Here is a 24,425-nt window from a genome sequence, read left to right as displayed (position 1 = left end):
CCACATCATTGGAGCAACTGTGAGCATTGAGCGCACCCTCGTCCTGATCAAGCCCGACGGCGTCACCCGTAACCTGACGGGCAGCATCCTCGGCCGGATCGAAGCCAAGGGCTACACCCTGGCCGAGCTCAAGAAGGTCGATGCGAGCCGCGAACTGCTGGAGCAGCACTACGAGGAGCACGTGGGCAAGCCGTTCTACGAGCCGCTCGTCGAATTCATGCTCAGCGGTCCCGTCGTCGCCGCGATCTTCGAGGGCCACCGGGTGATCGAGGGCTTCCGCTTGCTCGCAGGCACCACGGACCCGACGACGGCGGCCCCCGGCACCATCCGCGGCGACTTCGGCCGCGACTGGGGCCTGAAGGTGCAGCAGAACCTGGTCCACGGCTCGGACTCGGTGGAGTCCGCCATGCGCGAGATCAAGATCTGGTTCCAGGACTAAACCGCCGCACCGAGGTGACAGTTAAGGCCAATGTTCGCGATGAACATTGGCCTTAACTGTCACCTCGCGATGCTTAACGGGTCAGTAGCCGGAGGTCCCGATGAAGACCTGGATGAAGGCGAAGAAGATCGTGGCGATCACGGCGACATAGAGCAGTGCCGTGAGGATCCAGCCCGAGTCGCCCAGGATCCGGGTGGGGCCGGCGGGCAGCCGGATCACGCCGTGGGACACGTTGCGGACGGTGACCCAGACGAACAGCGGAATCATGGCGGCCCAGACGATCATGCAGAACGGGCACAGGATGTGGATGGAATACAGCGCCTGGGACCAGAGCCACACCACGAAGATGAAACCCAGTGTCACTCCGGCCTGCAGCCCGAGCCAGTACCAGCGGGCGAACGTGGCACCGGCCAGGATGCCCATGGCGGTGGTGATGATGACGGCGAACGCCACGATGCCGATGAACATGTTGGGGAAGCCGAAGAGCGAACTCTGCCAGGTCTGCATCACCTGGCCGCAGGAGATCCACGGGTTCACGTCGCAGACGGTCACGTGGCTGGGATCCTTGAGGACCTCCAGTTTCTCCAGCACCAAGGTCCCGGAGGCAAGCCAGCCGACGACGCCGGTGATCAGCAGGAGCCACGCGAACGGACGGTCACGGGTCATGGGCGGCAACGGCCGTTCCGCAGCCGCCGGGCCGGATCGCGGCTGCTGGGTTGAACTGCCGGTGGCACTGGAGATGCTTGGCATGGAATGTCGGTCCTTAGGGTCGGGTGCTTCTGGCCCCGATTGTAACGCCGGCGGCTGGGGGAAGCCGGGGAGGGAAGCCGGTGAATTGCCTTCAGCGGCCCGGTCCGGGTGCACGCCCGGCGATTCGAACCCGGACCTACGCCTGCTTTGACGGCTCCTGTGAGACAATGATCGTGGCTGGAACCCGATCCACATCCGGGTCCCGGTCCGGCGACTTTGTTCCCAAGACCGCCAATGATGAGCAGGGAGCTGCGGATCCTCTGATCCACGCTGTCCCGCAATGCCATTGGACGGCACCTGGTTGTGGCGTGTAGATCAACGGGTTTCAGAACAATCTCGCCGGCCCTCCAGGGCTGCCGCACCCCACTGCCGGTGCGAACCTGAGGGTATCCAATTGACTTCTGTCAATGCCTGCGGGTGTTGACAAATAATTGCCCCAACGGGTGCCGGATGTGGCGGTACCCCGGGGCAGGAGTGTCACCACATATGGATAATGACCAGGTTGTAGCCGGTAACGAAGACGCGCTTGTTGCCAAAGACGCGCTTGTTGCCAAAGAAACAGCAGAAGCAGCAGAGACCGCAGCAGCACCGCCCAAGAGGCCCGTCCGGACCCGACGCAAGGCCCTTCCCAAGGCAGAGGCCATGGAGGCCGCTGCAGTGGCAGAGACGACTGATGCCCCGGCCGCCGAGCAGGCTCCGGAAGCGCCGGCCGCCGAAACCAAGGCCAAGGCACCCGCCCGCCGGAGCCGCGCCCGCAAGGTCGCCGAGGTGCCCGAGCCCCTGCCGGCCTTCGCCGAAGAGCCCGAAAAATCTGCCGCTGTCAGCGCTCCAGTGGCGGACGTCCCCGCAGTAGTTGAGACAGCCGCGGCGGAAACGCCGGCCGCCGAGGCGCCTGCAGAAAAGCCCGTCCGGCGTCGCGCCAGCCGAGCTAAGGCCGCCGCCCCGGTGGCCGAAGCAGAGCCAGCGGCCGGGGCCCCCGCCAAGGCACCCAAAGCAGTTGCCGTGTCCCCGGCAGAGCCTGCCGACACGCCGGCCGTCGCGGAAACCCCTGCCGAAGCAGCCCCCGCCGCAGAGACCCCTGCTGCAGAAACCACTGCCGCCGCAGAAACCCGTGCCGCCGCAGAGACCCCGGCCGAAGCAGCCTCGGCGGCGGCCTCGCTCTTCCTCGAGCCGGGAGCGGTCACCTCGATGATCTTCCAGGCTCCGGATCTGAGCGTCGTCGTGCGCCCGGTTCCGGCTGCCGCCGCGCCCGAAGAGCCCGAAGATGAAGAAGGCGAAGAGGCCGAGGGCGAAGACGCCAGCGGCCGCCGTCGCCGCCGCAGCCGCGGACGCCGCGGACGCAGCAGCAGGGGAGCCGACAGCGAGCCCGGCGCCGAGACCGAAACCGAGGTCTCCGGCGAGGAAGCCGAGGAAACCGAAGAAGGCTCCGAGGGGACGCTGGAGGACGGTGTGACCTCGCGCCGCCGTCGCCGCCGCCGTCGCGGTGACCAGGACCTGGAGCTGACCGGCGGGGGAGACGACGATCCGCCCAACACGGTGACCCGCGTCCGTGCACCGCGCGCGCAGACCGAGGCGCCGGTCAACAACCGCGTCACGTCCCTCAAGGGCTCCACCCGGCTTGAGGCCAAGAAGCAGCGCCGCCGTGAATCCCGCGACACCGGCCGCCGCCGCACCGTCATCACCGAGGCCGAGTTCCTGGCCCGCCGTGAATCCGTGGACCGCCAGATGATCGTCCGTCAGCGCGACGACAGAATCCAGATCGGCGTCCTCGAAGACGGCGTCCTGGCCGAGCACTTCGTGTCCAAGACCCAGCAGGACTCCCTGATCGGCAACGTCTACCTGGGCAAGGTCCAGAACGTGCTGCCCTCCATGGAAGCTGCCTTCGTGGATATCGGACGCGGCCGTAACGCCGTGCTCTACGCCGGCGAAGTGAACTGGGAGTCCGTCAACCTCGAAGGCAAGCAGCGCCGGATCGAGAACGCGCTGAAGTCCGGCGACTCCGTGCTGGTCCAGGTCACGAAGGACCCGGTAGGCCACAAGGGCGCCCGCCTCACCAGCCAGATCTCGCTGCCCGGCCGCTACCTTGTGTACGTTCCCGGCGGTTCCATGACGGGCATCTCCCGCAAGCTGCCCGACGTCGAACGCAACCGCCTCAAGCGGATCCTCAAGGACCGCCTGCCGGAAAATGCCGGCGTCATTGTCCGGACCGCGGCCGAGGGTGCGTCCGAAGAAGAACTGACGCACGATATCAACCGGCTGCGCGCGCAGTGGGAAGGGATCGAGAGCCAGTCGACGTCGACCAAGGTGCTCGCCCCCGAGGTGCTTTACGGCGAACCGGACCTGACCATCAAGGTGGTCCGTGACGTATTCAACGAGGACTTCTCGAAGCTGATCGTCTCCGGCGAGGAAGCCTGGGACACCATCGAGGCCTACGTCACCTACGTGGCTCCGGACCTGGTGGGCCGGCTCGAGAAGTGGACCAAGGACGCGGACATCTTCTCGGCCTGGCGGATCGACGAGCAGATCCACAAGGCGCTGGACCGCAAGGTGTTCCTGCCTTCCGGTGGTTCCCTCGTGATCGACCGTACCGAGGCCATGACCGTGGTGGATGTCAACACCGGCAAGTTCACCGGCAGCGGTGGCAACCTCGAGGAAACCGTCACCAAGAACAACCTGGAAGCGGCCGAGGAAGTGGTCCGGCAGCTCCGGCTCCGCGATATCGGCGGCATTATCGTGATCGACTTCATCGACATGGTGCTGGAATCGAACCGTGACCTCGTGCTGCGCCGCATGGTGGAGTGCCTGGGCCGGGACCGTACCAAGCACCAGGTGGCCGAGGTGACCTCCCTGGGTCTGGTGCAGATGACCCGCAAGCGGATGGGCACCGGGCTGCTGGAAGTCTTCGGCGAGCAGTGTGAAGCCTGCGACGGCCGCGGCATCGTCACCCACGACGAGCCGGTGGAGCACCGCCGCGCCAACGTGGTGGCCGCCGAGCACCATGTCCCGCGGACCGAGAACCTGCCGGCCCCCCGGACCGAACGCAAGAGCCGCCGCCGCGGCAAGGGCGGCCAGGGAATGCCGGAGTACGCCCCATCGGCACCCTCAGCCGTCCATCCGGAGCCCACCGAGGCCGAGCGTCATGCCAAGGCAGAGGCGACCCGTGCCGCCCTGGCGAACATCGCAGCCGCCGCGCATGCCGCGCACCTCCACGACGGGGAGGCAGCCGCTGCCAGCGACGCCGGGGCCCGCCAGGCCGCCGTCGAGGCAGCCGCGCGGCTGGCCGCGACAGAGGAGGCAGCCGGACGTCCCGCGGCCGTGCTGACCTTCGGCGGCGAGCAGGTGGCCCTGCCGTTCGTGGAGCACGCCGACGAGGCACCGTCTCCGGCCCTCACCCTGGACCTGCTGACCGAGGCCTTCGCCAACCTGGGCGAAGCCGATGAAGCCCGGCCCGCCGTGGACCGGACCCAGGCTGCCAAGGCCCCGGCACTGGCGCCTGCATCGTCCAAAGCGCCTGCCCCGGCGCGGATCCACACCGACGCTGACGCTGGCACCACGCGTGGCCGCCGCGTCCGCCGCAACAGGAGCGCGAGCCGCGCCCAGGGCGCAGCCAATGAGACGTCTGTGGAGCACCGCGAGGCAACCACCTCGGCCGCGGCCGGATCCGTCCACGAGGCCAAGGCCCCGGCCATGACCGCCGACAAGCCGGCAGCCAAGCCGGCAGCGAACGAGCCGATCATCCTCGGCGTCGGCGTCCCGGCTTCGGAGCTCTAACCACCGGGCAGCACGGGACAGTTCCGCGTGACCGCGGGGGCGGTCCGGGACCCGGCGTAGCAATACGCCGAGTCCCGGGCCGCCCCCGCGACTTCGTTAAGCGATACGGCTAAGCTGGAGGACTGACACGGGGTGCCGCGCATGGAGCCGGCTGAGATCCAAACCCGTCGAACCTGTCCGGTTAGCACCGGCGAAGGGATGTCTCTCGTGGCTTCGCTTGTTCTGCCCTCACTTGTTCTGCCTTCATCGTTTCTGCCCTCCGTGCCGCGTCCCGCCGGGCGCCGGATCCCGCGGGTGCTGGCTATTGCAGGTTCGGACCCCTCCGGCGGCGCCGGGATCCAGGCCGACCTGAAAAGCATTGCCGCGCACGGCGGCTACGGCATGGCCGCGATCACCGCCCTCACAGCCCAGAACACCCGCGGCGTCAGCGCCGTCCACGTTCCGCCGGCGTCGTTCCTGACCGCCCAGCTGGACGCGCTGAGCGAGGACATCGGCATTGACGCCGTCAAGATCGGCATGCTGGGGGACGCCACGGTGATCGCTGCCGTCCGCGCCTGGCTTGAACAGGCCCGGCCCGGCGTCGTGGTCCTGGATCCGGTGATGGTGGCGACCAGCGGCGACCGGCTCCTGCGGGAAACGGCGGAGGCCGCCCTGCACGCGCTGCTGCCCCTCGCGGACCTGGTCACACCCAACCTCGCCGAACTGGCCATCCTTCTCCGGGAACCCGCCGCAGCCGACTGGGCCGAGGCCCTTGACCAGGGCAAACGGCTGGCCGCCCTGACCGGCACGACGGTACTCGTGAAGGGCGGACATCTGGGCCGCAGCGCCGGCGGTGATTACCCCAGCAACAACAACAACGACGACGACGGCTGCCCCGATGCGCTCGTCAACACGGCGGGGCTCCTGGGCCAGGAGACGGTGGTGGTGACCGGCGGACGGGTGCCCACCCGCAACAGCCACGGCACCGGATGTTCCTTGTCCTCGGCGCTGGCCACGGTTCAGGCCCGGGTGGGGGACTGGGAGGCGGCGCTGCGCGAGGTCAAGCCCTGGCTAGCGGGTGCGCTGCGGACCTCGGACCGCCTCGACGTCGGAACGGGCAACGGTCCAGTGCACCATTTCCACCACGTGCAGCATCTGACCGAAGACCAGGGTGGCACGGGCCAGGTGAATACCGGGCATCGCGTTCCGGACGAGGGGGAGTTCACCGCTGCCCTCGGGAACAGTGCCGCGGCGGACCTGGACGCGATCTATGGCCTGGCGTTCATCCAGGGCCTGGCCGACGGCACGCTGGCCGAGAAGGACTTCGCCTATTATCTGGCCCAGGACGCCCTCTACCTCAACGGCTACTCGCGGGTGCTGGCCCGGGCGGCGGCCATCGCACCCTCCGAAGCCGAACAGCTTTTCTGGGCCCGCTCCGCGCAGCAGTGCCTCGAAGTCGAATCGGAGCTGCACCGGAACTGGCTCAGCACACGGGCCGTGGAGGTGCAGCTGGGCCCGGTCACGAAATCCTACGTGGACCATCTGCTGGCCGCCACGGTCTCCGGCAGCTACGGCGTCCTGATCGCGGCCGCCCTGCCGTGCTTCTGGCTGTATGCCGAGGTGGGCGCAACACTCCACGCGCAGTTCCTGGCGGCCGGCGCCCCGGAAGGTCATCCCTACGCCGAATGGCTGCGGACCTACGCCGACGAGGACTTTGCCGCGGCGACGCGGCAGGCCATCGCCCTGACGGATCAGGCGGCGCGGCGCGCTTCCGCCAGCGAGCGGGACGCCATGGCGGTGGCCTTCCGGCAGTCGGCCCGGTACGAGGTCGAGTTCTTCGACGCGCCGAGGCTGCACGCCTGAGCACGGCCTCCCCGGCCAGCCTGTACGATGGTGGGGCACGGTTCCGGGAGTCGTTGCAGGACCGCTTTGTTTTGAGTGAGTGAAGTCTTGATTGAATGAAGTCTTGATTGCATGAAGTCTTGATCGAGTTGCGTCCATCACGTGCGGCCCCTCCGGAACCAGCCTCATTTGCGGCCGAAGGCAAAATTAGCGTAGTCTAGATCTTCGGTGCTTACGCCAACACTTGGGTTATGACCTTGAGGACACGTCATTCGATATCGAATGGCATTGTCCACGGGATAGCTCATGGGTTCCCCCGGGGAATCCACCGGCGTAGAGGCACAGCGTGAGCCAGCCAAACAATTTGGACCAGGTTCCGCACGCAAATCTAGTAATAAACGTCGAGAGAAGTGAGTTCCCCAGTGGTGTACGCGATTGTCCGCGCAGGCGGCCGCCAAGAGAAGGTTTCCGTTGGAGACTTCGTTACCCTGAACCGCGTCCCCGGTGGAGCCGGCAGCACCTTTGAGTTGCCCGCACTGCTCCTGGTAGACGGTGACAAGATCACGTCTGCTGCTGCGGACCTGGCCAAGGTAACGGTTACGGCTGAGATCCTCGAAGACCTTCGTGGTCCGAAGATCGTCATCCAGAAGTTCAAGAACAAGACCGGTTACAAGAAGCGCCAGGGCCACCGTCAGGAATTGACCAAGGTCAAGATCACCGGTATCAAGTAACTCTTCGTTACTGTTCAGGTTCCAGCAGATTCCCCAGAATTTTTGAAGGCAGGCATTTCAGATGGCACATAAAAAAGGCGCGAGTTCCACTCGCAACGGTCGTGACTCCAACGCCCAGTACCTCGGCGTCAAGCGCTTCGGCGGCCAGGTAGTTTCCGCAGGCGAGATCATCGTCCGCCAGCGCGGCACCCACTTCCACCCGGGCGCCGGCGTCGGCCGCGGCGGGGACGACACCCTGTTCGCCCTGGCCCCCGGTGCAGTCCAGTTCGGCACCCGTCGTGGCCGTCGCGTTGTGAACATCGTGACCGCTGCAGCTGCAGAGTAGCAACAAGTTCTAAATCGGTGGGGCGGGCCATTTGGTCCGCTCCACCGGTGTTTTAACCGCATTACAATCATCCTGGTGTCTTTGGACGTCCAGGAAACAGCACTGAGCAGGTAACAGCACTGAGGAGATCCACGTGGCGAGCTTTGTAGACCGGGTAGTACTGCACGTATCCGGCGGTACCGGCGGCCACGGTTGTGTCTCCGTTCACCGCGAGAAGTTCAAGCCCCTCGGCGGTCCCGACGGCGGCAACGGCGGCAACGGCGGCGACGTCATCCTGCGCGTTGACCCCCAGACCACCACCCTGCTCGACTACCACCATGCCCCCCACCGGCACGCCACCAACGGCGGCCCCGGCATGGGCGACTGGCGCGGCGGCAAGAACGGCGAAACCCTGATCCTTCCGGTGCCCGAGGGCACCGTGGTGAAGTCCAAGGACGGCCAGGTGCTCGCCGACCTCGTGGGCGAAGGCACCGAATACATCGCGGCCGCCGGCGGCATCGGGGGCCTCGGGAACGCCTCGCTCTCCTCCCAGAAGCGCCGCGCCCCCGGCTTCGCGCTGCTCGGCATCGAAGGCGAATCCAGCGACGTCGTCCTGGAACTGAAGTCCATCGCGGACATCGCGCTCGTGGGCTTCCCCTCCGCCGGCAAATCCAGCCTGATCGCCGCCATGTCCGCGGCCCGGCCCAAGATTGCCGACTACCCCTTCACCACCCTGATCCCGAACCTCGGCGTCGTGCAGGCCGGCGAGGTGCGCTTCACCATCGCAGACGTTCCCGGGCTGATCGAGGGCGCCAGCGAAGGCAAGGGCCTCGGCCACCACTTCCTGCGCCACGTCGAGCGATGCGCCGCCCTCGTGCACGTGCTGGACTGCGGCACGCTCGAATCGGACCGCGATCCGCTTTCCGATCTGGCCATCATCGAAGCGGAGCTTGAGAAGTACGCCGTGGACATGAGCTTTGCCGGCTCCGACGGCGAAGTGGTGCCGCTGAACCACCGCCCCCGCCTCGTCGCCCTGAACAAGGTGGACCTGCCGGACGGCAAGGACATGGCCGAATTTGTCCGCCCGGAACTCGAAGCCCGCGGCTACAGGGTCTTTGAGATCTCCGCCACGAGCCACGAAGGACTCCGCCAGCTCGGCTTCGCCATGGGCGAGATCGTCAAGGCCGCCCGCGACGCCGTCGCCGCAGCGCCGCCGAAGGTACATGCCCCTGTGCTCAAGCCCCGCGCGGTGAACGAATCCGGCTTCAAGATCCGTCGCGAGGAGAAGAACCTGGAGCCGCTGTTCCGCGTGCTCGGCGACAAGCCCGTGCGCTGGGTCAAGCAGACCGACTTCACCAACGAGGAAGCGATCGGCTACCTCGCCGACCGCCTCGCCAAGCTGGGCATCGAAAACGAACTGTTCAAGCAGGGCGCCCTGCCGGGCGACACGGTGGTCATCGGCGAGGACGACGGCGTCGTCTTCGACTGGGAGCCGACCATGATGGCCGGTGCCGAACTGCTGGCATCCCCGCGCGGCACCGACGTGCGTTTCGCCGATATCGGCGACCGCCCGACCCGTGGGCAGAAGCGCGACGAGCAGGTAGAACGCCGCGAGGCCAAGTCCGCAGCCCGCGCCGAGCTCGAAGCCGAGCGCAAGGCCGGCATCTGGACCGAATCCGTCAGCGGACGCCGGGCCGCCAAGCCGCTCAAGGAGAGTGGACTGGGCGCAGCAGATGACGAGTAAAACCGTCATCGTGCCCGGTTCATCGGTCACCCCGGACCGTGCAGCCCGGGACCGTCCGGCCCCTGACCGTGCGGCCCACGACCGTCCGGCTCCGGACCGTTCAGTACTGTCCGGAGCCTGCCGGATCGTGGTCAAGGTCGGCTCCTCCTCGCTGACCAGCATCAAGGGCGGCATCTCGGAAGAGGCCCTGACGGACCTCGCCGATGCCCTGGCGCACAAACGCAACGAGGGCGCGGAGATCATCCTGGTGTCCTCCGGTGCGATCGCCGCCGGGCTTGCCCCCCTCGGGCTGGACAAGCGCCCCCGCGACCTCGCCACCCAGCAGGCCGCGGCGAGCGTGGGCCAGGGCCTCCTGATGGCCCGGTACACGCACGCCTTCGGCGCCCACGGCGTCACGGTCAGCCAGGTGCTTCTGACGGCCGACGACTTCATGCGCCGCAGCCAGCACACCAACGCCTTCCGGGCCCTGGACCGGCTCCTGAACCTCGGCGTCGTGCCCGTGGTCAACGAAAACGACACCGTGGCCACCCACGAGATCCGGTTCGGCGACAACGACCGGCTCGCGGCCCTCGTGGCGCACCTGGTGCGCGCCGACGCGCTGGTGCTCCTCTCCGACGTCGACTCCCTCTACGATGGTCCGCCCTCGCACGGCGCCAAGCGGATCCCGCACGTCACGGGCCCGCACGACCTCGACGGCGTCTCCATCGGCAGCACCGGCAAGGCCGGGATCGGCACCGGCGGAATGGTCACCAAGGTGGAGGCGGCCATGATCGCCGCAGGCTCGGGAATCCACGCCCTCGTGACCTCCACGTCCAATGCGGCCGCCGCATTGGCGGGCCAGGATGTGGGAACCTGGTTCTCGGTCAACGGCTCCCGCAAACCGATCCGCCTCCTCTGGCTGGCACACCTGGCGTCGGTGCAGGGCACCCTGGTGCTCGACGACGGCGCCGTCCAGGCCGTGCGCGACCGCCACACCTCCCTGCTGCCGGCCGGCATCACCGCCGTCCACGGCTCCTTCGAAGCCGGCGACGCCGTCGAGATGGTATCCCCGGACGGCACCGTGGTCGCCCGCGGACTGGTAAACTACGCCGCCGACGAACTTCCGCAGATGCTCGGCCGGTCCACCAGGGAACTCGGCAAGACCCTGGGCCGCGGATATGACCGCGTAGTTGTTCATGTTGACGATCTGGTGCTGGTCTAAGCTTCCCGCTCGCCTAAACTGGAAGCATGACTGAGGCCCTGACCCCCCGATCTGCCGTGCTCGCCGAGAAGCTGTTTGCCGAAGGCCTGATCCCTGCGGACGGACCGTCGGCAGGCGCCCGCGAGGTTCCGGCGGCCCTTGCGGCGACTTCGGAGCAGGCTTCTGGTGCAGACGGAGCAGCCGACGTCGAGGCCGCCGTCCACGCCATCGCCGACCGCTCCCGCCACGCCGCCCGCCGGATGGCGCGCGCCAACCGCGCCTGGAAGGACCGTGGCTTGCGGGCAATCGCCACCGCGTTGCTGGAGCGCACCAGCCAGGTCCTGGCCGCCAACACCAAGGACGTTGCCGCGGGGCGGGCCAACGGCACCTCCGCCGCCCTGCTGGACCGGCTCACCCTCACCGACGCCCGGGTCAAGGCCCTCGCTGCCGCCCTGGAGAACCTCGCCACCCTTCCGGATCCGGTAGGGAATGTGGTGCGCGGCCAGACGCTGCCCAACGGGCTGCGGCTGCGCCAGATCAACGTGCCGATGGGCGTCGTCGCCGCCATCTATGAGGCGCGGCCCAACGTGACGGTGGATATCGCCGGGCTGGGCCTCAAGAGCGGAAACGCCGTCATCCTGCGTGGCGGAACCGCCGCGGCCGCCACCAACGCCGCCCTGGTCACCATCCTCCGCGACGCGCTGGAATCCGTTGGCCTGCCGGCCGACGCCGTGCAGACGGTGGACCCGTACGGCCGCGAAGGCGCGAACGTCCTGATGCGCGCCCGGGGCAGGGTGGACGTCCTGATTCCCCGCGGCGGCCGCGAACTGATCCAGTCTGTTGTGATGAATGCCTCGGTGCCGGTCATCGAGACGGGGGAGGGCAATGTCCACATCTTCCTGGACGCCTCAGCGAACGAGGACATGGCCGTGGAGATCCTGCTGAACGCCAAGACCCAGCGACCCAGCGTCTGCAACACCGTGGAAACCCTGCTGGTGCATTCGGGCTCCACCGCGCTGCCCGCCGTCGCCGCCGCCCTACGCGCCGCCGGCGTCACCCTGCACACCGACGCGCGGATCCGCGCGGCGCTGCCGGCGTCCGTCGACTCGGTGCCCGCCACGGACGTGGACTGGGCTACCGAATACATGGACCTGGACCTGGCCGTGGCCATGGTGGACAGCCTGGACGACGCCGTCAGGCACATCCGCACGTGGTCCACCGGACACACCGAGGCCATTCTGACCAACGACCTCGCCAACGCCGAGCGCTTCATCGCGGAGGTCGATTCCGCCGCCGTGATCGTGAATGCTTCAACCCGGTTCACCGACGGCGGCGAGCTGGGCCTGGGGGCCGAGGTCGGGATATCCACCCAGAAGCTGCACGCACGCGGCCCGATGGGATTGACCGAACTGACCACCACCAAGTGGATCGTGCAGGGCGAGGGCCAGATCAGGGCGTAGCAACGCTGTAACATGGAACAGAAGTCCGGAACGGCGGGGACAAACGCCGTCGTCAAATTTTAAAGTCATTAGGGGAGAACATGCTGTCGCAGCAGATCGCCACAATCATCGCCGCCGCTGGCGAATCCGGGCACGAGGAACTCGCGCCGCTCATTGCACCGCCGTTCGTGATCGGCGGCTCGATGTTCGGTATCCTCCTCGTGCTGATGTTCATCACGCTGTCCTACTCCAATCTGGGCAGGCGCCACGAGGCCGTCGACGAGCACTCGGATCCGCACCGCCAGCACCCGAACAAGCACGATCACGGCCAAGGCCACTGATATTTCCGCCTCCGTGAAGCAGCGCGGCGCCAAACGCCGCCTGCGTCTGGGTGTGATGGGCGGCACGTTCGATCCGATCCATCACGGCCACCTTGTTGCGGCCAGTGAGGTCGCGGCCAAGTTCAACCTGGACGAAGTGGTGTTTGTGCCGACCGGCCAGCCCTGGCAGAAGACCGCGAGAAAGGTCAGCGAGGCCGAGCACCGGTACCTCATGACCGTCATCGCCACGGCCTCGAACCCCCGCTTCACCGTCAGCCGGGTGGACGTGGACCGGCCCGGACCCACCTACACAATCGACACGCTGCGAGACCTGCGCACGCTCCGCCCCGACGCCGATCTCTTCTTCATCACCGGCGCGGATGCACTGTCCCAGATCCTTTCCTGGAAAGACATCGACGAATTGTGGTCGCTCGCGCACTTCGTGGGCGTCACCCGGCCCGGCCACGTGCTGGACGGCATGGGCCGGAAAGACGTCAGCCTGCTCGAAGTCCCGGCCATGGCCATCTCCTCCACGGACTGCCGCATGCGGGTGGCGGCCGGAAATCCGGTCTGGTACCTCGTGCCCGACGGCGTGGTCCAGTACATCGCCAAGTATGGACTGTACGACGGCGACACGGACCCCGTGGCGGGCACAGCGGCGGACCCGGCGGGAAGTGCCGCCGGCATCGAAGCGGAGAACGAAGCCGCCCGGTACAGCCGGGCTACCGAAAAAAGCCAACCAGCCAGCACTGAATGAGTTTGCAATGAGTCAGGAACAGCCACCCGTCCGCAGCCGTCGCGAATTGCGACAGGCTAGAGATGAACGCCTGGAAGCGGGCCAGGAGCCGGGGAACGCGGCTCCCGGCGAGGTTGAGGCTGCCACAAATAAGCCGGGCGCGCAGGCTGCAACGCCCAGGCCGGCTACCCCGGTTGATCCCGGCGAACCGACGCAGGCCGACACCGCGGGGCGGAGCCGGAGGGTAGCTGACGGGCCCGTGGACTCGGTGCCGACCCCCGGCGGCTCCGAACGGTCCTCGCAGGCCCGCGCGAGGGACCGCGCCGCGCTCCGCACGATCAAGGAACTCGCCGAAAAAGAGGGTCACCTCGCCGGCGGCGGTCCGCCCACCCGGCGCCAGCTGAGGCTGCTGAAACTGGCAGCCGAAACCGCGCCCGCCACCGCGGCCAACCTGATTGTCCCCGCGTCACCGCGGACCCGGGCCACCCCGGTAGTTGGCCAGCCCGCGGCCAAGCCCGCGGCCAAGCCCGTGTCCGGCGAGGCCGCGAAGGACACCGGCAAGAAGGACGGCACCGGCAGGCCCGGTCCCGCGGACCAGCCACCTCAGGGGATGACCGTCGAGCAGGCCTTGGCCGCACGCGAACTCCTGGCCCAGCAGGCTCAGAACCAGCTGGCCAAGATGGAGCACATCGAGGCCACCGACCCGGGGGCGGTCGATCCTGATGTGCTGGCTGAGCAGATCGCCCTGGCCGAGCGGGCCGCGGTGCTCAACCGCCGGGCCGCCGCCAAGCAGAAGCTGGCCGAACAGAACAGCCAGCCGGCACCGCCGCAGAACGCTCCCTCGACCGCCAGCAACCTGGCCATGGTCACACCCTTGGAATTTGAGCAGGTCCCCGGCGTGGAGCGGCCCATCATGAAACGCCCTGCCACGTCGTACGTTCCGGTCGTCACCAATCCGGGGCCCCGGGTTGAAGATCCCCGGAAGTCCGGCAGCCGCCGTCCCGGCTCGTCCCGGCAGCGCTCAGTCCCGGGGACCGGCCGTGCCGGCGTGTTGGCCCGTGCAGAGGCTGCCGCGAGGGCCGCGTCCGGAATCGCTACGCGGGCGAAACCGGCCGCAGCCAGCCCGGCCCCGCCGGCGTCGGAGGAAGAGTTCGCCGGCAGGGGCCCGGTGGCCGCGAACACTGCCTACGGCCTCGATCCCCTCGACGCGGCCACGGCCGGCCTCGGCCGGGCCCGGCGCCTGCGCATGCTGCAGCTGGGCGTGCTGGCCCTGGGCGTTCTCGCGCTGATCGTCGGAATCACGCTGATCATCTCCGGCCTCGCAGGCTAATCCCGGAAGCTAGTCCCGCAAGCTGCGCCCCTGAGCCTCACCCCCAAGCATTTTCACCAGAGCTTTTCACCCCAACAAGGAGTCCCGTGACTGCAACAGAATCATCCATCGCCACAGCCCGCCACGCAGCGCGAGCTGCGTCGGAGAAACTCGCCGACGACATTGTTGCCCTTGACGTCAGCGAGCGGCTGGCCCTGGCCGACGTCTTCCTGATCGCCTCGGCACCGTCCGAACGCCAGGTCAACGCCATCGTTGACGGCATCGAAGAAGAACTCACCAAGTTCGACCTCAAGCCGACCCGCCGCGAAGGCCGCTCCGGTGGCCGCTGGGTCCTGCTGGACTACGGCGACATCGTCATCCACGTCCAGCACGAGGAAGACCGCGTGTTCTACGCCCTGGAGCGCCTCTGGAAGGACTGCCCCGTGGTGGACCTGCAGCTGGGCGACGACGCGTCCGCCAAAGCCGCTGCCGCCTCCGAAACGGAGTAACAGCCCGGCGCAGCTTTCAGACCAAAGCGTGAATATGCCCGATTTGGAATTTTCCGAAAGGCTGTTCTAAGATATTTGAGTTGCTTCGGAGAGATCCGGACGAAAGCCGGAGCCGGCAGCGTAAGCTGACGGAATCGGAGCAGCGAAAATTCGGGGCTGTGGCGCAGCTGGTAGCGCACCTGCATGGCATGCAGGGGGTCAGGGGTTCGAGTCCCCTCAGCTCCACAAGATCATCCGCCGGAATCGTAAAGATTCCGGCGGATTTTTTTGTGCCCCGGATCCGGATAGTTCCGGCTGGTCCGGGCATTTCCTGCAGCCCGGCGCGCCGATTCGCGTCAGCGGGAAATGTGGTTTAAGATAATCAGGTTGCTTCCGGGAAGACGGTTCTTCCCAGGCATGTTTCGGGGCTGTGGCGCAGCTGGTAGCGCACCTGCATGGCATGCAGGGGGTCAGGGGTTCGAGTCCCCTCAGCTCCACCGAAGAGGCCCTACTCGTTGAGTAGGGCCTCTGCTGTTTCCCCGCCTGCCACGCCGCGCCGCCAGGCCCGCCAGGTAGCAACGGCTAATATCGACTGCAGGGTCGACGGCGTCGGCCCCCTGCAGCTCAAGTCCAGCGTCGTCAACAAAAATCTGAGCGGGGCCCACCATTCCTGAGAAGCCGGAAGTCATGGCGCGGACCGCCGACGTCGTCGTGATCGGCGCCGGCCAGGCCGGGCTCTCGGCGGCCTACCACTTGCAGCGCCGCGGCTTCGTCCCCGCGGGAACTGCAGCCGCGGGAACGGAAGCCGCGGGAACGGAAGCCCCGGGTACTGACGCCGCCGGGGAACCGGCCCCCGCAGCGCCGGCCCGTTCCTACCTCGTGCTCGACGCCGAGGACGGCCCCGGCGGGGCGTGGCGCCACCGCTGGAAAAGCCTCCGGATGGCGACCGTCAACAACATCAGCGATCTGCCCGGTATTCCGCAGCCCTCCGTCGACCTGGAGGAGGCGAGCTCGAGCTTCCTGAGCCGCTACTTCGGCGGCTACGAGGACCAGCTCGGACTGGCCATCGAACGGCCCGTCAAAGTGCACGCCGTCCGCCGGGAGGACGGCGACCCGGCCGGACGCCTCAGGATTTCAACCTCCCGGGGTGACTGGTCCGCACGGGCCGTGATCAACGCCACCGGCACCTGGACCCGGCCGTTCTGGCCCATCTACCCCGGGCGCTCCGGCTTTCGCGGACGTCAGCTGCACGTCGCGGACTACGTTTCGGCCGAAGAGTTCCGGGGCCAGCATGTGATCGTGGTCGGCGGCGGCATTTCAGCGGTCGGCCTGCTGGACGAGATCTCGCAACTCACCACGACGACGTGGTTCACGCGGCGCGAACCGGTGTGGCGGGACGCCGGGTTCGACCGGCAGGCCGGCCGCGACGCCGTCGCCCTCGTCGAGGAGCGCGTCCGCCAGGGCCTCCCGCCGCAGAGCGTCGTCTCGGTGACCGGACTGATCATGACCCCGGCCCTTCGCGCCGCGGCCGCCCGCGGCGCGCTGGAACGGCGTCCCATGTTCACCGCGATCGAGCCCGACGGCGTGCGGCTGGCCGACGGAAGCTTCCTGGCCGCCGACGTGATCCTGTGGGCCACCGGCTTCCGCGCCGAGCTCGATCACCTCGCGCCGCTGCACCTACGGGGTCCGGGCGGCGGCATCGCGATGGACGGCACCCAGGTGGCTTCGGAGCCGCGGGTCCATCTGGTCGGCTACGGCCCCTCCTCCTCCACGATCGGCGCCAACCGGGCAGGCAGGGCTGCCGTGACCGCCATCCTCAATATGCTCACGGAGCAGGATACGTTTGGTACAGGCACTGAACCCTTGGGGCCCTCAAGACCCAGGCCTGAACAGGCCTGAACAGACAAGCCTGAACAGACAATCCCGAACTTACAAGGCGGCAGCTCGCGCGTGGCGGACAACAATCTCGAATCGCTCTTTTCTCAGCTGCGGAGGTTCCCGGACGTTGAGGCAGCCAGCCTCCAGGCCTGGGACGCGACGGACAAGCTCCTGCTGGACACCGCGGCAGGAACGCTGACGCCCGGAAGCCGGCTCGCGGTCGTGGGGGACCGCTACGGCGCGCTGACCCTTGGGGCGCTCGGCCTGGACGCCGTCGCCGCTTCAACCGGAACCTGGCCGGTCCGCGTCCACCAGGACCTCGTCACCGGCGAACGCGCGCTGCGCCACAACGCCGATGCCCTGGGCATCGCGGCTGGATTCGAACAACTCCCGCTCGGCGCCGCGCTGCTGGAGGGGTCCACCGCCGTGCTGCTGCAGCTGCCCAGGTCCCTGGCCGAGCTGGAGGAAATCGCCGACGCCGTGGCCCGGTACGCCGCTCCCGACGTCGTGCTGCTGGCCGGCGGCCGGGTCAAACACATGAGCCTGGGCATGAACGCGGTGCTGGAACGCTATTTCGGCGAGGTCCAGCCCCAGCTCGCCCGGCAGAAGTCACGCATCCTGCGGGCCAGCGGCCCGAGGCCGGTCACTGCCGGCCCGCCCTTCCCCGTCGCCGCGGACAACGCCGAGCTGGGACTGACGGTCTGCGCCCACGGGGCCGTCTTTGCCGGGACCGGGCTGGACATCGGCACCCGGTTCCTGTTGGACTTCCTGCCCCGGATGCCGTCCGCCGCCCACGCCATAGATCTTGGCTGCGGCACGGGGATCCTCGCGGCCACGTACGCCCGGGCCAACCCGGGCGCCCGGGTCATCGCCACCGACCAGTCCGCGGCCGCCGTCGAGTCCGCCCGGGCCACGGCCCGTGCCAACGGACTCCAGCAGCAGATCGAGACGCTCCAGGACGACGCCATGAGTTCCCTCCCGGCCGGGAGCGCCGACCTGATCCTGCTGAACCCGCCGTTCCACATCGGCGCCGCGGTCCATGCCGGTGCCGGTATCAAGCTGATCGAGGCCGCGGGCCGGGTCCTCGCGCCGGGCGGGGAGCTGTGGACGGTGTACAACAGCCACCTGCATTACCGGCCCGCGCTGGAGCGGCTGATCGGTCCAACCCGCGAGGTCGGGCGGAACCCGAAATTCACCGTGGCCGCGAGCGTCCGGAAATCTGCCGGAGTGTGAAGCCGGTGCGCGGCCTGCAACAGGTGCGTGACGTACCATTCTGGAATAAGCAGTGCTTAGCCGAAAACGTTGAGGGGAATCAGTGACTGAGATCCGCCAGGCCTCGCCACGGCGCGGAACAAATTTGCCCCGCATGGGCGACTTCAACCTCACCGTCATCCTGGACGCCATCCGCCGTTCCCCGGGTGGACTGAGCCGCGTGGAGCTGGCCCGGATCGTCGGCCTGTCGCCGCAGACCATTTCCAACATCTCGCGCCGGCTGCTGGACCAGCGCCTGATCGTCGAGGCCGGAAAGGCGGGCACCGGCCCGGGGAAGCCCCGGACCATGCTCCGGCTCAACCCGGCCGGCATGTACGCCGTGGGCGTGCACCTTGACCCTGCCGTGCTGACCTTCGTGGTGTTGGACCTGCTGGGGGCCGTGGTCAAGCGCTCCAGGATCACGACGCCGTCCGGCACGGACCCCGGTGCCGTCATCGAGACCATTGCTGCCGAGATCAAGCGGCTGGTCGAGGACTCCGGCGTGGACCCCGCCAAGATCGCCGGGCTGGGCGTCGCATCGCCGGGCCCCATTGACCTCGAGGAGGGCACCGTCGTTGACCCGCCGCTCCTGCTTGGCTGGCACCGGGTCCCGCTGCGGGACGCCCTTGCCGAGGCCACCGGCCTGTCCACGCTGGTGGATAAGGATGTGACCAGCGCGGCCGTCGCCGAGACCTGGGCGGGCGGCCCGAGCGGTGCCGGCAGCTTCGTGTTCATGTACATGGGGACAGGGATCGGCTGCGGCATCGTCCTCAACGACGAAGTGGTGCGTGGCACCTCCGGAAATGCCGGCGAGATCGGCCACATCACCGTGGACCCCGACGGCCCGCCCTGCGATTGCGGAAAGCGCGGCTGCGTCAAGTCCTCCTGCATTCCGCAGGTGCTGGTGGCCCAGGCCGAGGCGGCCGGAGTCCTGGACGGCTCACGGCAGGACAGAAGTGCCCCCGCGGTCCAGGAGAGCTTCGCGGAACTCTGCGCCGCCGCCTACGCCGGGAATCAGGTGGCCACGGACATCATCGAACGATCCGCCGTGCTTGTTGCGCGCGCCATCTCGGCCGTCACCAACACCCTGGACGTGGACCGGGTGGTCTTCGGCGGCCCGTTCTGGACCGGCCTCTCGCAGGCATACCTGGAGCTGGTCCCGGGGCTTGTCGAGGAGAACAGCGCCACCCGGAAGATCCACGCCATCGAGGTGGTGGGCACCGGCGTCGGCGAAGACGTCGGCGCGGTCGGCGCGGCCTGCCTCGTGCTCGAGCACACGCTCGCTCCGCGATCCCGGCGACTCCTGCTCGAGGGGTAGCATGCCCGAGGGGTAGCCTGCCCGAGGGGCCGGCCTCCTCCCGGGGGCCGGCCTCAGTCCGGGTAGGTTTCAGTCCGGGTTGGTTTCAGTCGATGTCCTCGATGACAGTGCCAAACGGGATGGTCTCGTCCAGATGCGCCTGGTGCCCGTGCGGAAGCACCAGAACCCGGACGCCCTGTGACCTGTCCGCCGCGGACTGCATCAGAATGGGCCGTACGGTGTTGACGAAGCTCTCGCTCTTGCCGGCGAGATATTCCTGGTAGCTGGCTGGAAGCTGGATCATGGCAACAGGATAGTCCCGCACGCGCGCAATGGGGAGGGCTCCCATCCAAGGCGGGACGCAGCGAGGCTCCGCGTTTTCACGCTATCGGTGCAAACCGCGAACAAAATTCTGTCCGGACCCGCCATGTCGCGTAAAGCCGCGTCTTAATTCGGCGGCGGACTTGAATGCCCCCGCCGCGCGCCCTAGAGTTCTATACAAGTTACCGAGGTAACGTGTCAGCGATCCTCCGCTGAAGGCCAGCCACACGGCGGCCAAGGAGGGTGTGGGTGCCCCCATGTGGGCCTGACATTTGCTCACGGATAACTTCGTTTCAGGCGTAACAGTCGCGGCTGCGTCCTGCCGAAGTTTTCTCCGTGTTCCCCAAACTCAATTCACTGACGACGGTGTTCCGTTTCTGTTTCCGGTTATCCGGTGTCCGGCATCCCGGCGTCAGTGTCCACAGCCAAGGACGCAAATGTCTCCACCAAGCCTTATCGACACCCATCCCAATCTGGCGGTCACAGCGCCCGTCGCGCTGTCCTACGAACTCTTCCCGCCGCGGTCGCCCGCGGCTGCGGAATCGCTCTGGACCACCATCGGCGAGCTGGAGTCCACGGACCCGGACTACGTCTCCGTGACCTACGGCGCCAGCGGCTCCAACCGTGACAACGCCGTCGAACTGATCAACAGGCTCGTGCAGGAAACCACGCTCCGGCCTTTGGCCCACCTGACCTGCGTGGGCAACTCCCCGCAGGAGCTCGCCGAGATCATCGGCGAGCTGCTGGACGTCGGCGTGCGCGGCATCCTGGCCCTGCGCGGCGACCAGCCCAAGGACGGCGCCACCCCGCCCGAGGGTTCGCTGCGCTACGCCCAGGACCTGATCGAGCTCATCCGCCGCGTGGAGCAGCGCCGCTCGGCCCTGCTGTGCGCCGGCAAGGTGGCCGTCGGTGTGGCCGCGTACCCCACCCGGCATCCGGAATCCCCGAGTGAGGCCCACGACGTCGAGGTGCTACTCGCCAAGCAGCGCTCCGGCGCCGACTTCGCCATCACCCAGGTCTTTTTCCACACCGAGCAGTATGCGGGCCTCCTGACCCGGGCCCGCCGGGCCGGCGTCACCATCCCGATCATTCCGGGCGTCATGCCGCTCACCAGCATCCGCCGTCTCACCCGGCTGGGCGAACTGACCGGGGTGGAACCGGCTCCGGAACTGATCGAACGGCTCGCCGCCGCGGACACCGACGCCGAACGCAACCGGATCGGGGTCAGCGCCACCGTGGACCTGGCCAACGCGGCCCTGGCTGCCGGCGCCCCCGGCATCCACCTCTACACCTTCAACGAGCACGCCAGCGCCCTCGAGGTGCTGGACAAACTCGCGCTGCCCCGTCCGCACCGCGCTCACCGGCAAAGCGCATCACGCCACAACAACGCGCGGCGCGCTGCCAGCCGCCTGCTCGCCAGCTAGGCACCACCAACTTCCCTCCGCACCGAACCACCAACACCAAGGACTTCCCATGACTGAAGTGAACACCCCCTTCCCCTCCGCCTCGATCCTGGGCTACCCCCGCATCGGCCGCCGCCGCGAACTCAAGAAGGCCGTCGAGGCCTACTGGGCCGGCAAGATCGACGCCGCCGCCCTGGACGCCGCCGCCAAGGAAATCCAGCTCGGCACCGCCAAGCGCCTCCAGGGCCTGGGCCTGACCGAAGCCGCCGCCGTTCCCGGCACCTTCTCCTACTACGACCAGGTGCTCGACGCCGCCGCCCACCTCGGCGCCGTGCCGGCCCGCTTCGGCAAGCTCCTCAACGCCGAGGGCCAGCTCGACATCGACGGCTACTTCACCCTCGCCCGCGGCACCAAGGACCAGCAGCCGCTCGAAATGACCAAGTGGTTCGACACCAACTACCACTACCTCGTCCCCGAGATCGGTCCGGAGACGTCCTTCGCGCTGACCTCCAACCGGATTGTCGAGGAGTTCGCCTACGCCCTCGCCAACGGTGTGGAGACCCGCCCGTACCTCGTCGGCCCGGTCACCTTCCTGCTGCTGAGCAAGGCCTCCGACGACGCCCCGGCCGGTTTCAGCCCGCTGTCCCGCCTCGAGGACGTCCTGCCCGTTTACACCGCCCTGCTGGGGAAGCTCGCCGCCGCCGGCGCCAGCTGGGTCCAGCTGGACGAACCCGCCCTGGTGGTGGACCAGGACATCCCCGCAGTCGAGATCCAGGCCGCCGTCGCACGTTCCTACGAGGCCCTCTCCGGCGCGGCGAGCCGCCCGCAGCTGTTCGTCTCCACCCCCTACGGCGCGCTCAACGGCCAGCTGGGCACCCTTGCCGCCACCGGTATCGATGCACTGCACCTTGACGTCTTCAAGGGCGAGGTCCCGTCCGCCGCGGCCCTGGCCGCGCTGGGCAACAAGACCCTCGTTGCCGGCGTCGTGGACGGCCACAACATCTGGCGCAACGATCTCGCGGCCTCCGCGAAGAAGATCGCCGAACTGAAGAAGTCAGTCGCCAGGCTGGCCGTCAGCACCTCCACCTCCACACAGCACGTCCCGCACGACGTCGACGAGGAAGTCCAGCTGTCCGCGCAGCTGCGCAGCTGGCTGGCCTTCGCCGACCAGAAGGCCACCGAGGTTGTCACCCTCGCCGGCCTGCTGACCGATCCGGCAACCGGCGCCCCGTCAAGGGATGTCCAGCCGGCCATCGATGAAGCCGCCCGCATCATCGCCGACCGCGCCGGCGCCCAGGGCGTCCGCCGCGCCGAGGTCCGGGCCCGCACCGGCGCGCTGACCGACGCCGACTTCAGCCGCTCCGAGTATGGCGTCCGGGAGGCCGCGCAGACCGAGGCCCTGCACCTGCCGCCGCTGCCCACCACCACCATCGGCTCCTTCCCGCAGACCGGCGAAATCCGCACGGCCCGGGCCCGCGCCAACAAGGGCGAGCTCAGCACGGAGCAGTACGGGCAGCTCATGAAGGACGAGATCAAGCGCGTCGTGGAGCTGCAGGAAGAGCTCGGCTTCGACGTCCTGGTCCACGGCGAGCCCGAGCGCAACGACATGGTCCAGTACTTCGCCGAGAACCTCGAAGGCTTCGACGTCACCGTGCACGGCTGGGTCCAGTCGTACGGCTCGCGCTGCACCCGGCCCTCCATCCTGTGGGGCGACGTCACCCGGAGCGCCCCGATCACGGTGGAATGGGCCAGGTACGCGCAGTCCCTGACCAACAAGCCGATGAAGGGCATGCTCACCGGTCCGGTCACCATCCTGGCGTGGTCCTTCGTCCGCGATGACCAGCCGCTCGGCGAGACCGCCAACCAGGTGGCCCTCGCCCTCCGGGACGAGATCGCGGACCTCGAAGCCGCCGGCATCAAGGTCATCCAGGTGGACGAGCCCGCCCTGCGCGAGCTCCTGCCGCTGCGCCGGGCGGACCAGGCCGCGTACTTGGACTGGTCCGTGAAGTCCTTCCGCCTGTCCACGGCCGGCGCCGGGGACAGCACCCAGGTCCACACCCATCTGTGCTACTCCGAGTTCGGCGCCATCATCGACGCGATCGACGGCCTCGACGCCGACGTCACCTCGATCGAGGCCGCCCGTTCCCGCATGGAGGTTGTGCACGACCTCGAGTCCCACGGTTTCGGCCGCGGCGTGGGCCCGGGCGTCTACGACATCCACTCGCCGCGCGTCCCCGGCGAGCAGGAAGTCACCGAACTGCTCAGCACCGCCGTCAAGCACGTTCCGTCCCGCCAGCTCTGGGTCAACCCGGACTGCGGCCTGAAGACCCGCGGCTACGCCGAGACTGAGGAGTCCCTGCGCAACCTGGTCCACGCCACCCGGACGGTCCGCGCGCAGCTGCTGGAAGCGGCTAAGTAGCACGCTCAAGCACGTACGACGCCGGCCGGTCACCTCGCAAGGTGACCGGCCGGCGTCGTGCTGTGAGCTGTGTCCTGGGACCGCGGCGGAGTCAGGACTCCCAGACGATCTCGTCGTCCACAACGCCGTCCTCGTCCGCGGAGGCCACCAGGACCTCGTCGGTGAAGTGCACGCCGAGGGTGAAGTCCAGCACGAAGTAGCGTTCCGGCTGGCCGGGGAAGATGCCCACGTGGCCCAGCTTCAGCGCCTTGAGGAAGACCTCGTCGGTGAGCTGGCTCTTGTCCGGGACGCCGAACACCTTCTGCAGCTGCTCGTCCTTGATCGCGTTGCAATGGAAGTGCCGGTACTCCTGCGGGCTGGTGCCCTCCTGCTCGAGTTCCTCGGCGATCATTTCGCGGACCTGGTCCACGAGTTCAGGCAGGAAGCGCAGCCGGTAGTCAACCTTGCGCATGGCGGCTTCGTCGAAGCGGTCATGCGCGTTGACATTCAGGTCAAGTTCCACGGGATGACCCGCCAGTTCGTGCTTGGCGGTGAAATTATGGTCCCTTCCGTGGTTGAGCTCGACGTCTCCGAAGTGCTTGCTCGCTACCTTGTTCATATCTTCAACATAGTCCTGAAAACCGCTCCATTCCAGCATCCCTAAGGTTTTATCCGGTACCGGACCGGCCTGGCGGCTGGAGCAGCTCCGCAATCTGCGCCGGATGCTGACCGCCCCTGGAACTGATCTACCCGCCGTACAGCGGGACCAGGCACCGGATCATCAGCGCCCAAGTGGCTCGCAATAGTTGTCGTTCTCAGGGCTTAAAACGACAACAACTGCGGGT

At 67.9% G+C, this 24,425-nt stretch carries 20 protein-coding genes, 2 tRNA genes and 1 riboswitch; of the genes, 19 read left to right on the top strand and 3 right to left on the bottom strand.

Going from position 1 to position 24,425, the window contains the following annotated elements; translation table 11 throughout:
* Positions 1–19 precede the first annotated feature (19 nt).
* Complete coding sequence (gene ndk, locus ABIB26_RS12975) at positions 20–439, top strand: nucleoside-diphosphate kinase (RefSeq protein ID WP_354243591.1); 420 nt, start codon at positions 20–22, stop codon at positions 437–439.
* 81 nt (positions 440–520) lie between these two features.
* Here ndk and ABIB26_RS12970 read toward each other — a convergent pair whose 3' ends face one another.
* Positions 521–1,189, bottom strand: a complete 669-nt coding sequence (locus ABIB26_RS12970; RefSeq protein ID WP_354243588.1) for a vitamin K epoxide reductase family protein — start codon at positions 1,187–1,189, stop codon at positions 521–523.
* 486 nt (positions 1,190–1,675) lie between these two features.
* Here ABIB26_RS12970 and ABIB26_RS12965 point away from each other — a divergent pair, with 486 nt between their 5' ends.
* The 16 genes from ABIB26_RS12965 to ABIB26_RS12890 all read left to right on the top strand — a co-directional run bounded on the left by ABIB26_RS12965 (position 1,676) and on the right by ABIB26_RS12890 (position 19,479).
* The gene (locus ABIB26_RS12965; protein ID WP_354243585.1) at positions 1,676–4,960 is read left to right on the top strand and encodes an Rne/Rng family ribonuclease; all 3,285 of its coding nucleotides are present in this window, start codon (positions 1,676–1,678) and stop codon (positions 4,958–4,960) included.
* A gap of 118 nt (positions 4,961–5,078) precedes the next feature.
* A riboswitch (TPP riboswitch) is annotated at positions 5,079–5,176 on the top strand.
* Positions 5,159–6,802, top strand: coding sequence for a bifunctional hydroxymethylpyrimidine kinase/phosphomethylpyrimidine kinase (locus ABIB26_RS12960; protein WP_354243583.1), 1,644 nt, complete (start codon positions 5,159–5,161; stop codon positions 6,800–6,802). (Overlaps the previous riboswitch by 18 nt.)
* A 401-nt stretch (positions 6,803–7,203) precedes the next feature.
* Positions 7,204–7,512, top strand: a complete 309-nt coding sequence (rplU, locus tag ABIB26_RS12955; protein ID WP_264357396.1) for a 50S ribosomal protein L21 — start codon at positions 7,204–7,206, stop codon at positions 7,510–7,512.
* A gap of 61 nt (positions 7,513–7,573) precedes the next feature.
* On the top strand, positions 7,574–7,837 hold the full coding sequence (gene rpmA / locus ABIB26_RS12950; RefSeq protein WP_354243581.1) for a 50S ribosomal protein L27: 264 nt from the start codon (positions 7,574–7,576) through the stop codon (positions 7,835–7,837).
* A 133-nt stretch (positions 7,838–7,970) separates the two neighbouring features.
* Complete coding sequence (obgE, locus tag ABIB26_RS12945) at positions 7,971–9,560, top strand: GTPase ObgE (RefSeq protein ID WP_354243578.1); 1,590 nt, start codon at positions 7,971–7,973, stop codon at positions 9,558–9,560.
* On the top strand, positions 9,550–10,761 hold the full coding sequence (gene proB / locus ABIB26_RS12940; RefSeq protein ID WP_354243575.1) for a glutamate 5-kinase: 1,212 nt from the start codon (positions 9,550–9,552) through the stop codon (positions 10,759–10,761). The genes obgE and proB overlap by 11 nt, the downstream gene beginning before the upstream one ends.
* 26 nt (positions 10,762–10,787) lie before the next feature.
* Complete coding sequence (locus ABIB26_RS12935; RefSeq protein WP_354243573.1) at positions 10,788–12,200, top strand: glutamate-5-semialdehyde dehydrogenase; 1,413 nt, start codon at positions 10,788–10,790, stop codon at positions 12,198–12,200.
* A gap of 80 nt (positions 12,201–12,280) precedes the next feature.
* Positions 12,281–12,520: a hypothetical protein gene (locus tag ABIB26_RS12930; RefSeq protein WP_354243570.1), complete on the top strand. Its 240-nt coding sequence runs from the start codon at positions 12,281–12,283 to the stop codon at positions 12,518–12,520.
* A 55-nt stretch (positions 12,521–12,575) separates the two neighbouring features.
* Entirely contained in the window at positions 12,576–13,256 is a 681-nt protein-coding gene (gene nadD / locus ABIB26_RS12925; protein WP_502913665.1) for a nicotinate-nucleotide adenylyltransferase, read from the top strand.
* Positions 13,257–13,263: 7 nt separating this feature from the next.
* Complete coding sequence (locus ABIB26_RS12920; protein WP_502913662.1) at positions 13,264–14,565, top strand: hypothetical protein; 1,302 nt, start codon at positions 13,264–13,266, stop codon at positions 14,563–14,565.
* Positions 14,566–14,651: 86 nt separating this feature from the next.
* Complete coding sequence (rsfS, locus tag ABIB26_RS12915; RefSeq protein WP_354243561.1) at positions 14,652–15,053, top strand: ribosome silencing factor; 402 nt, start codon at positions 14,652–14,654, stop codon at positions 15,051–15,053.
* A 152-nt stretch (positions 15,054–15,205) separates the two neighbouring features.
* Positions 15,206–15,278, top strand: a tRNA-Ala gene (locus ABIB26_RS12910).
* A gap of 178 nt (positions 15,279–15,456) precedes the next feature.
* Positions 15,457–15,529: transfer RNA gene (locus tag ABIB26_RS12905), tRNA-Ala, on the top strand.
* Between the two features lie 190 nt (positions 15,530–15,719).
* Complete coding sequence (locus ABIB26_RS12900; protein WP_354243559.1) at positions 15,720–16,931, top strand: NAD(P)-binding domain-containing protein; 1,212 nt, start codon at positions 15,720–15,722, stop codon at positions 16,929–16,931.
* A 51-nt stretch (positions 16,932–16,982) separates the two neighbouring features.
* Positions 16,983–18,143, top strand: a complete 1,161-nt coding sequence (locus ABIB26_RS12895) for a class I SAM-dependent methyltransferase (protein WP_354243556.1) — start codon at positions 16,983–16,985, stop codon at positions 18,141–18,143.
* A 133-nt stretch (positions 18,144–18,276) separates the two neighbouring features.
* A complete protein-coding gene (locus ABIB26_RS12890) occupies positions 18,277–19,479 on the top strand; it encodes an ROK family transcriptional regulator (RefSeq protein WP_354243733.1) in 1,203 nt (400 codons plus the stop codon).
* A gap of 85 nt (positions 19,480–19,564) precedes the next feature.
* Here the strand turns inward: ABIB26_RS12890 and ABIB26_RS12885 are convergent, their stop codons facing one another.
* Positions 19,565–19,762 carry a hypothetical protein gene (locus tag ABIB26_RS12885; RefSeq protein ID WP_354243553.1) on the bottom strand — a complete coding sequence of 66 codons (198 nt, stop codon included), beginning with the start codon at positions 19,760–19,762 and terminating at the stop codon, positions 19,565–19,567.
* A gap of 454 nt (positions 19,763–20,216) precedes the next feature.
* Here ABIB26_RS12885 and ABIB26_RS12880 point away from each other — a divergent pair, with 454 nt between their 5' ends.
* Positions 20,217–21,203, top strand: a complete 987-nt coding sequence (locus ABIB26_RS12880) for a methylenetetrahydrofolate reductase (protein ID WP_354243550.1) — start codon at positions 20,217–20,219, stop codon at positions 21,201–21,203.
* A 49-nt stretch (positions 21,204–21,252) separates the two neighbouring features.
* Positions 21,253–23,601 carry a 5-methyltetrahydropteroyltriglutamate--homocysteine S-methyltransferase gene (gene metE, locus ABIB26_RS12875; RefSeq protein ID WP_354243547.1) on the top strand — a complete coding sequence of 783 codons (2,349 nt, stop codon included), beginning with the start codon at positions 21,253–21,255 and terminating at the stop codon, positions 23,599–23,601.
* 91 nt (positions 23,602–23,692) lie between these two features.
* Here metE and ABIB26_RS12870 read toward each other — a convergent pair whose 3' ends face one another.
* Positions 23,693–24,199 (bottom strand): DUF2004 domain-containing protein, encoded by a 507-nt coding sequence (locus ABIB26_RS12870; RefSeq protein ID WP_354243544.1) that lies wholly within the window; start codon positions 24,197–24,199, stop codon positions 23,693–23,695.
* Positions 24,200–24,425: the final 226 nt, after the last annotated feature.

The sequence above is a fragment of the Arthrobacter sp. UYEF20 genome (assembly GCF_040546335.1).
Lineage (GTDB): Bacteria > Actinomycetota > Actinomycetes > Actinomycetales > Micrococcaceae > Arthrobacter.
This window is presented reverse-complemented; position numbering and strand designations above follow the sequence as displayed.

Excerpts from the sequence above, each read along its gene's own strand:
- ABIB26_RS12970 (WP_354243588.1), bottom strand. The coding sequence starts at position 1,189 with ATGCCAAGCATCTCCAGTGCCACCGGCAGTTCAACCCAGCAGCCGCGA.
- ABIB26_RS12965 (WP_354243585.1), top strand. The coding sequence starts at position 1,676 with ATGGATAATGACCAGGTTGTAGCCGGTAACGAAGACGCGCTTGTTGCC.
- ABIB26_RS12960 (WP_354243583.1), top strand. The coding sequence starts at position 5,159 with ATGTCTCTCGTGGCTTCGCTTGTTCTGCCCTCACTTGTTCTGCCTTCA.
- rpmA (WP_354243581.1), top strand. The coding sequence starts at position 7,574 with ATGGCACATAAAAAAGGCGCGAGTTCCACTCGCAACGGTCGTGACTCC.
- proB (WP_354243575.1), top strand. The coding sequence starts at position 9,550 with ATGACGAGTAAAACCGTCATCGTGCCCGGTTCATCGGTCACCCCGGAC.
- ABIB26_RS12935 (WP_354243573.1), top strand. The coding sequence starts at position 10,788 with ATGACTGAGGCCCTGACCCCCCGATCTGCCGTGCTCGCCGAGAAGCTG.
- ABIB26_RS12930 (WP_354243570.1), top strand. The coding sequence starts at position 12,281 with ATGCTGTCGCAGCAGATCGCCACAATCATCGCCGCCGCTGGCGAATCC.
- nadD (WP_502913665.1), top strand. The coding sequence starts at position 12,576 with ATGGGCGGCACGTTCGATCCGATCCATCACGGCCACCTTGTTGCGGCC.
- ABIB26_RS12920 (WP_502913662.1), top strand. The coding sequence starts at position 13,264 with ATGAGTCAGGAACAGCCACCCGTCCGCAGCCGTCGCGAATTGCGACAG.
- ABIB26_RS12900 (WP_354243559.1), top strand. The coding sequence starts at position 15,720 with ATGGCGCGGACCGCCGACGTCGTCGTGATCGGCGCCGGCCAGGCCGGG.
- ABIB26_RS12890 (WP_354243733.1), top strand. The coding sequence starts at position 18,277 with ATGGGCGACTTCAACCTCACCGTCATCCTGGACGCCATCCGCCGTTCC.
- ABIB26_RS12885 (WP_354243553.1), bottom strand. The coding sequence starts at position 19,762 with ATGATCCAGCTTCCAGCCAGCTACCAGGAATATCTCGCCGGCAAGAGC.
- ABIB26_RS12880 (WP_354243550.1), top strand. The coding sequence starts at position 20,217 with ATGTCTCCACCAAGCCTTATCGACACCCATCCCAATCTGGCGGTCACA.
- metE (WP_354243547.1), top strand. The coding sequence starts at position 21,253 with ATGACTGAAGTGAACACCCCCTTCCCCTCCGCCTCGATCCTGGGCTAC.
- ABIB26_RS12870 (WP_354243544.1), bottom strand. The coding sequence starts at position 24,199 with ATGAACAAGGTAGCGAGCAAGCACTTCGGAGACGTCGAGCTCAACCAC.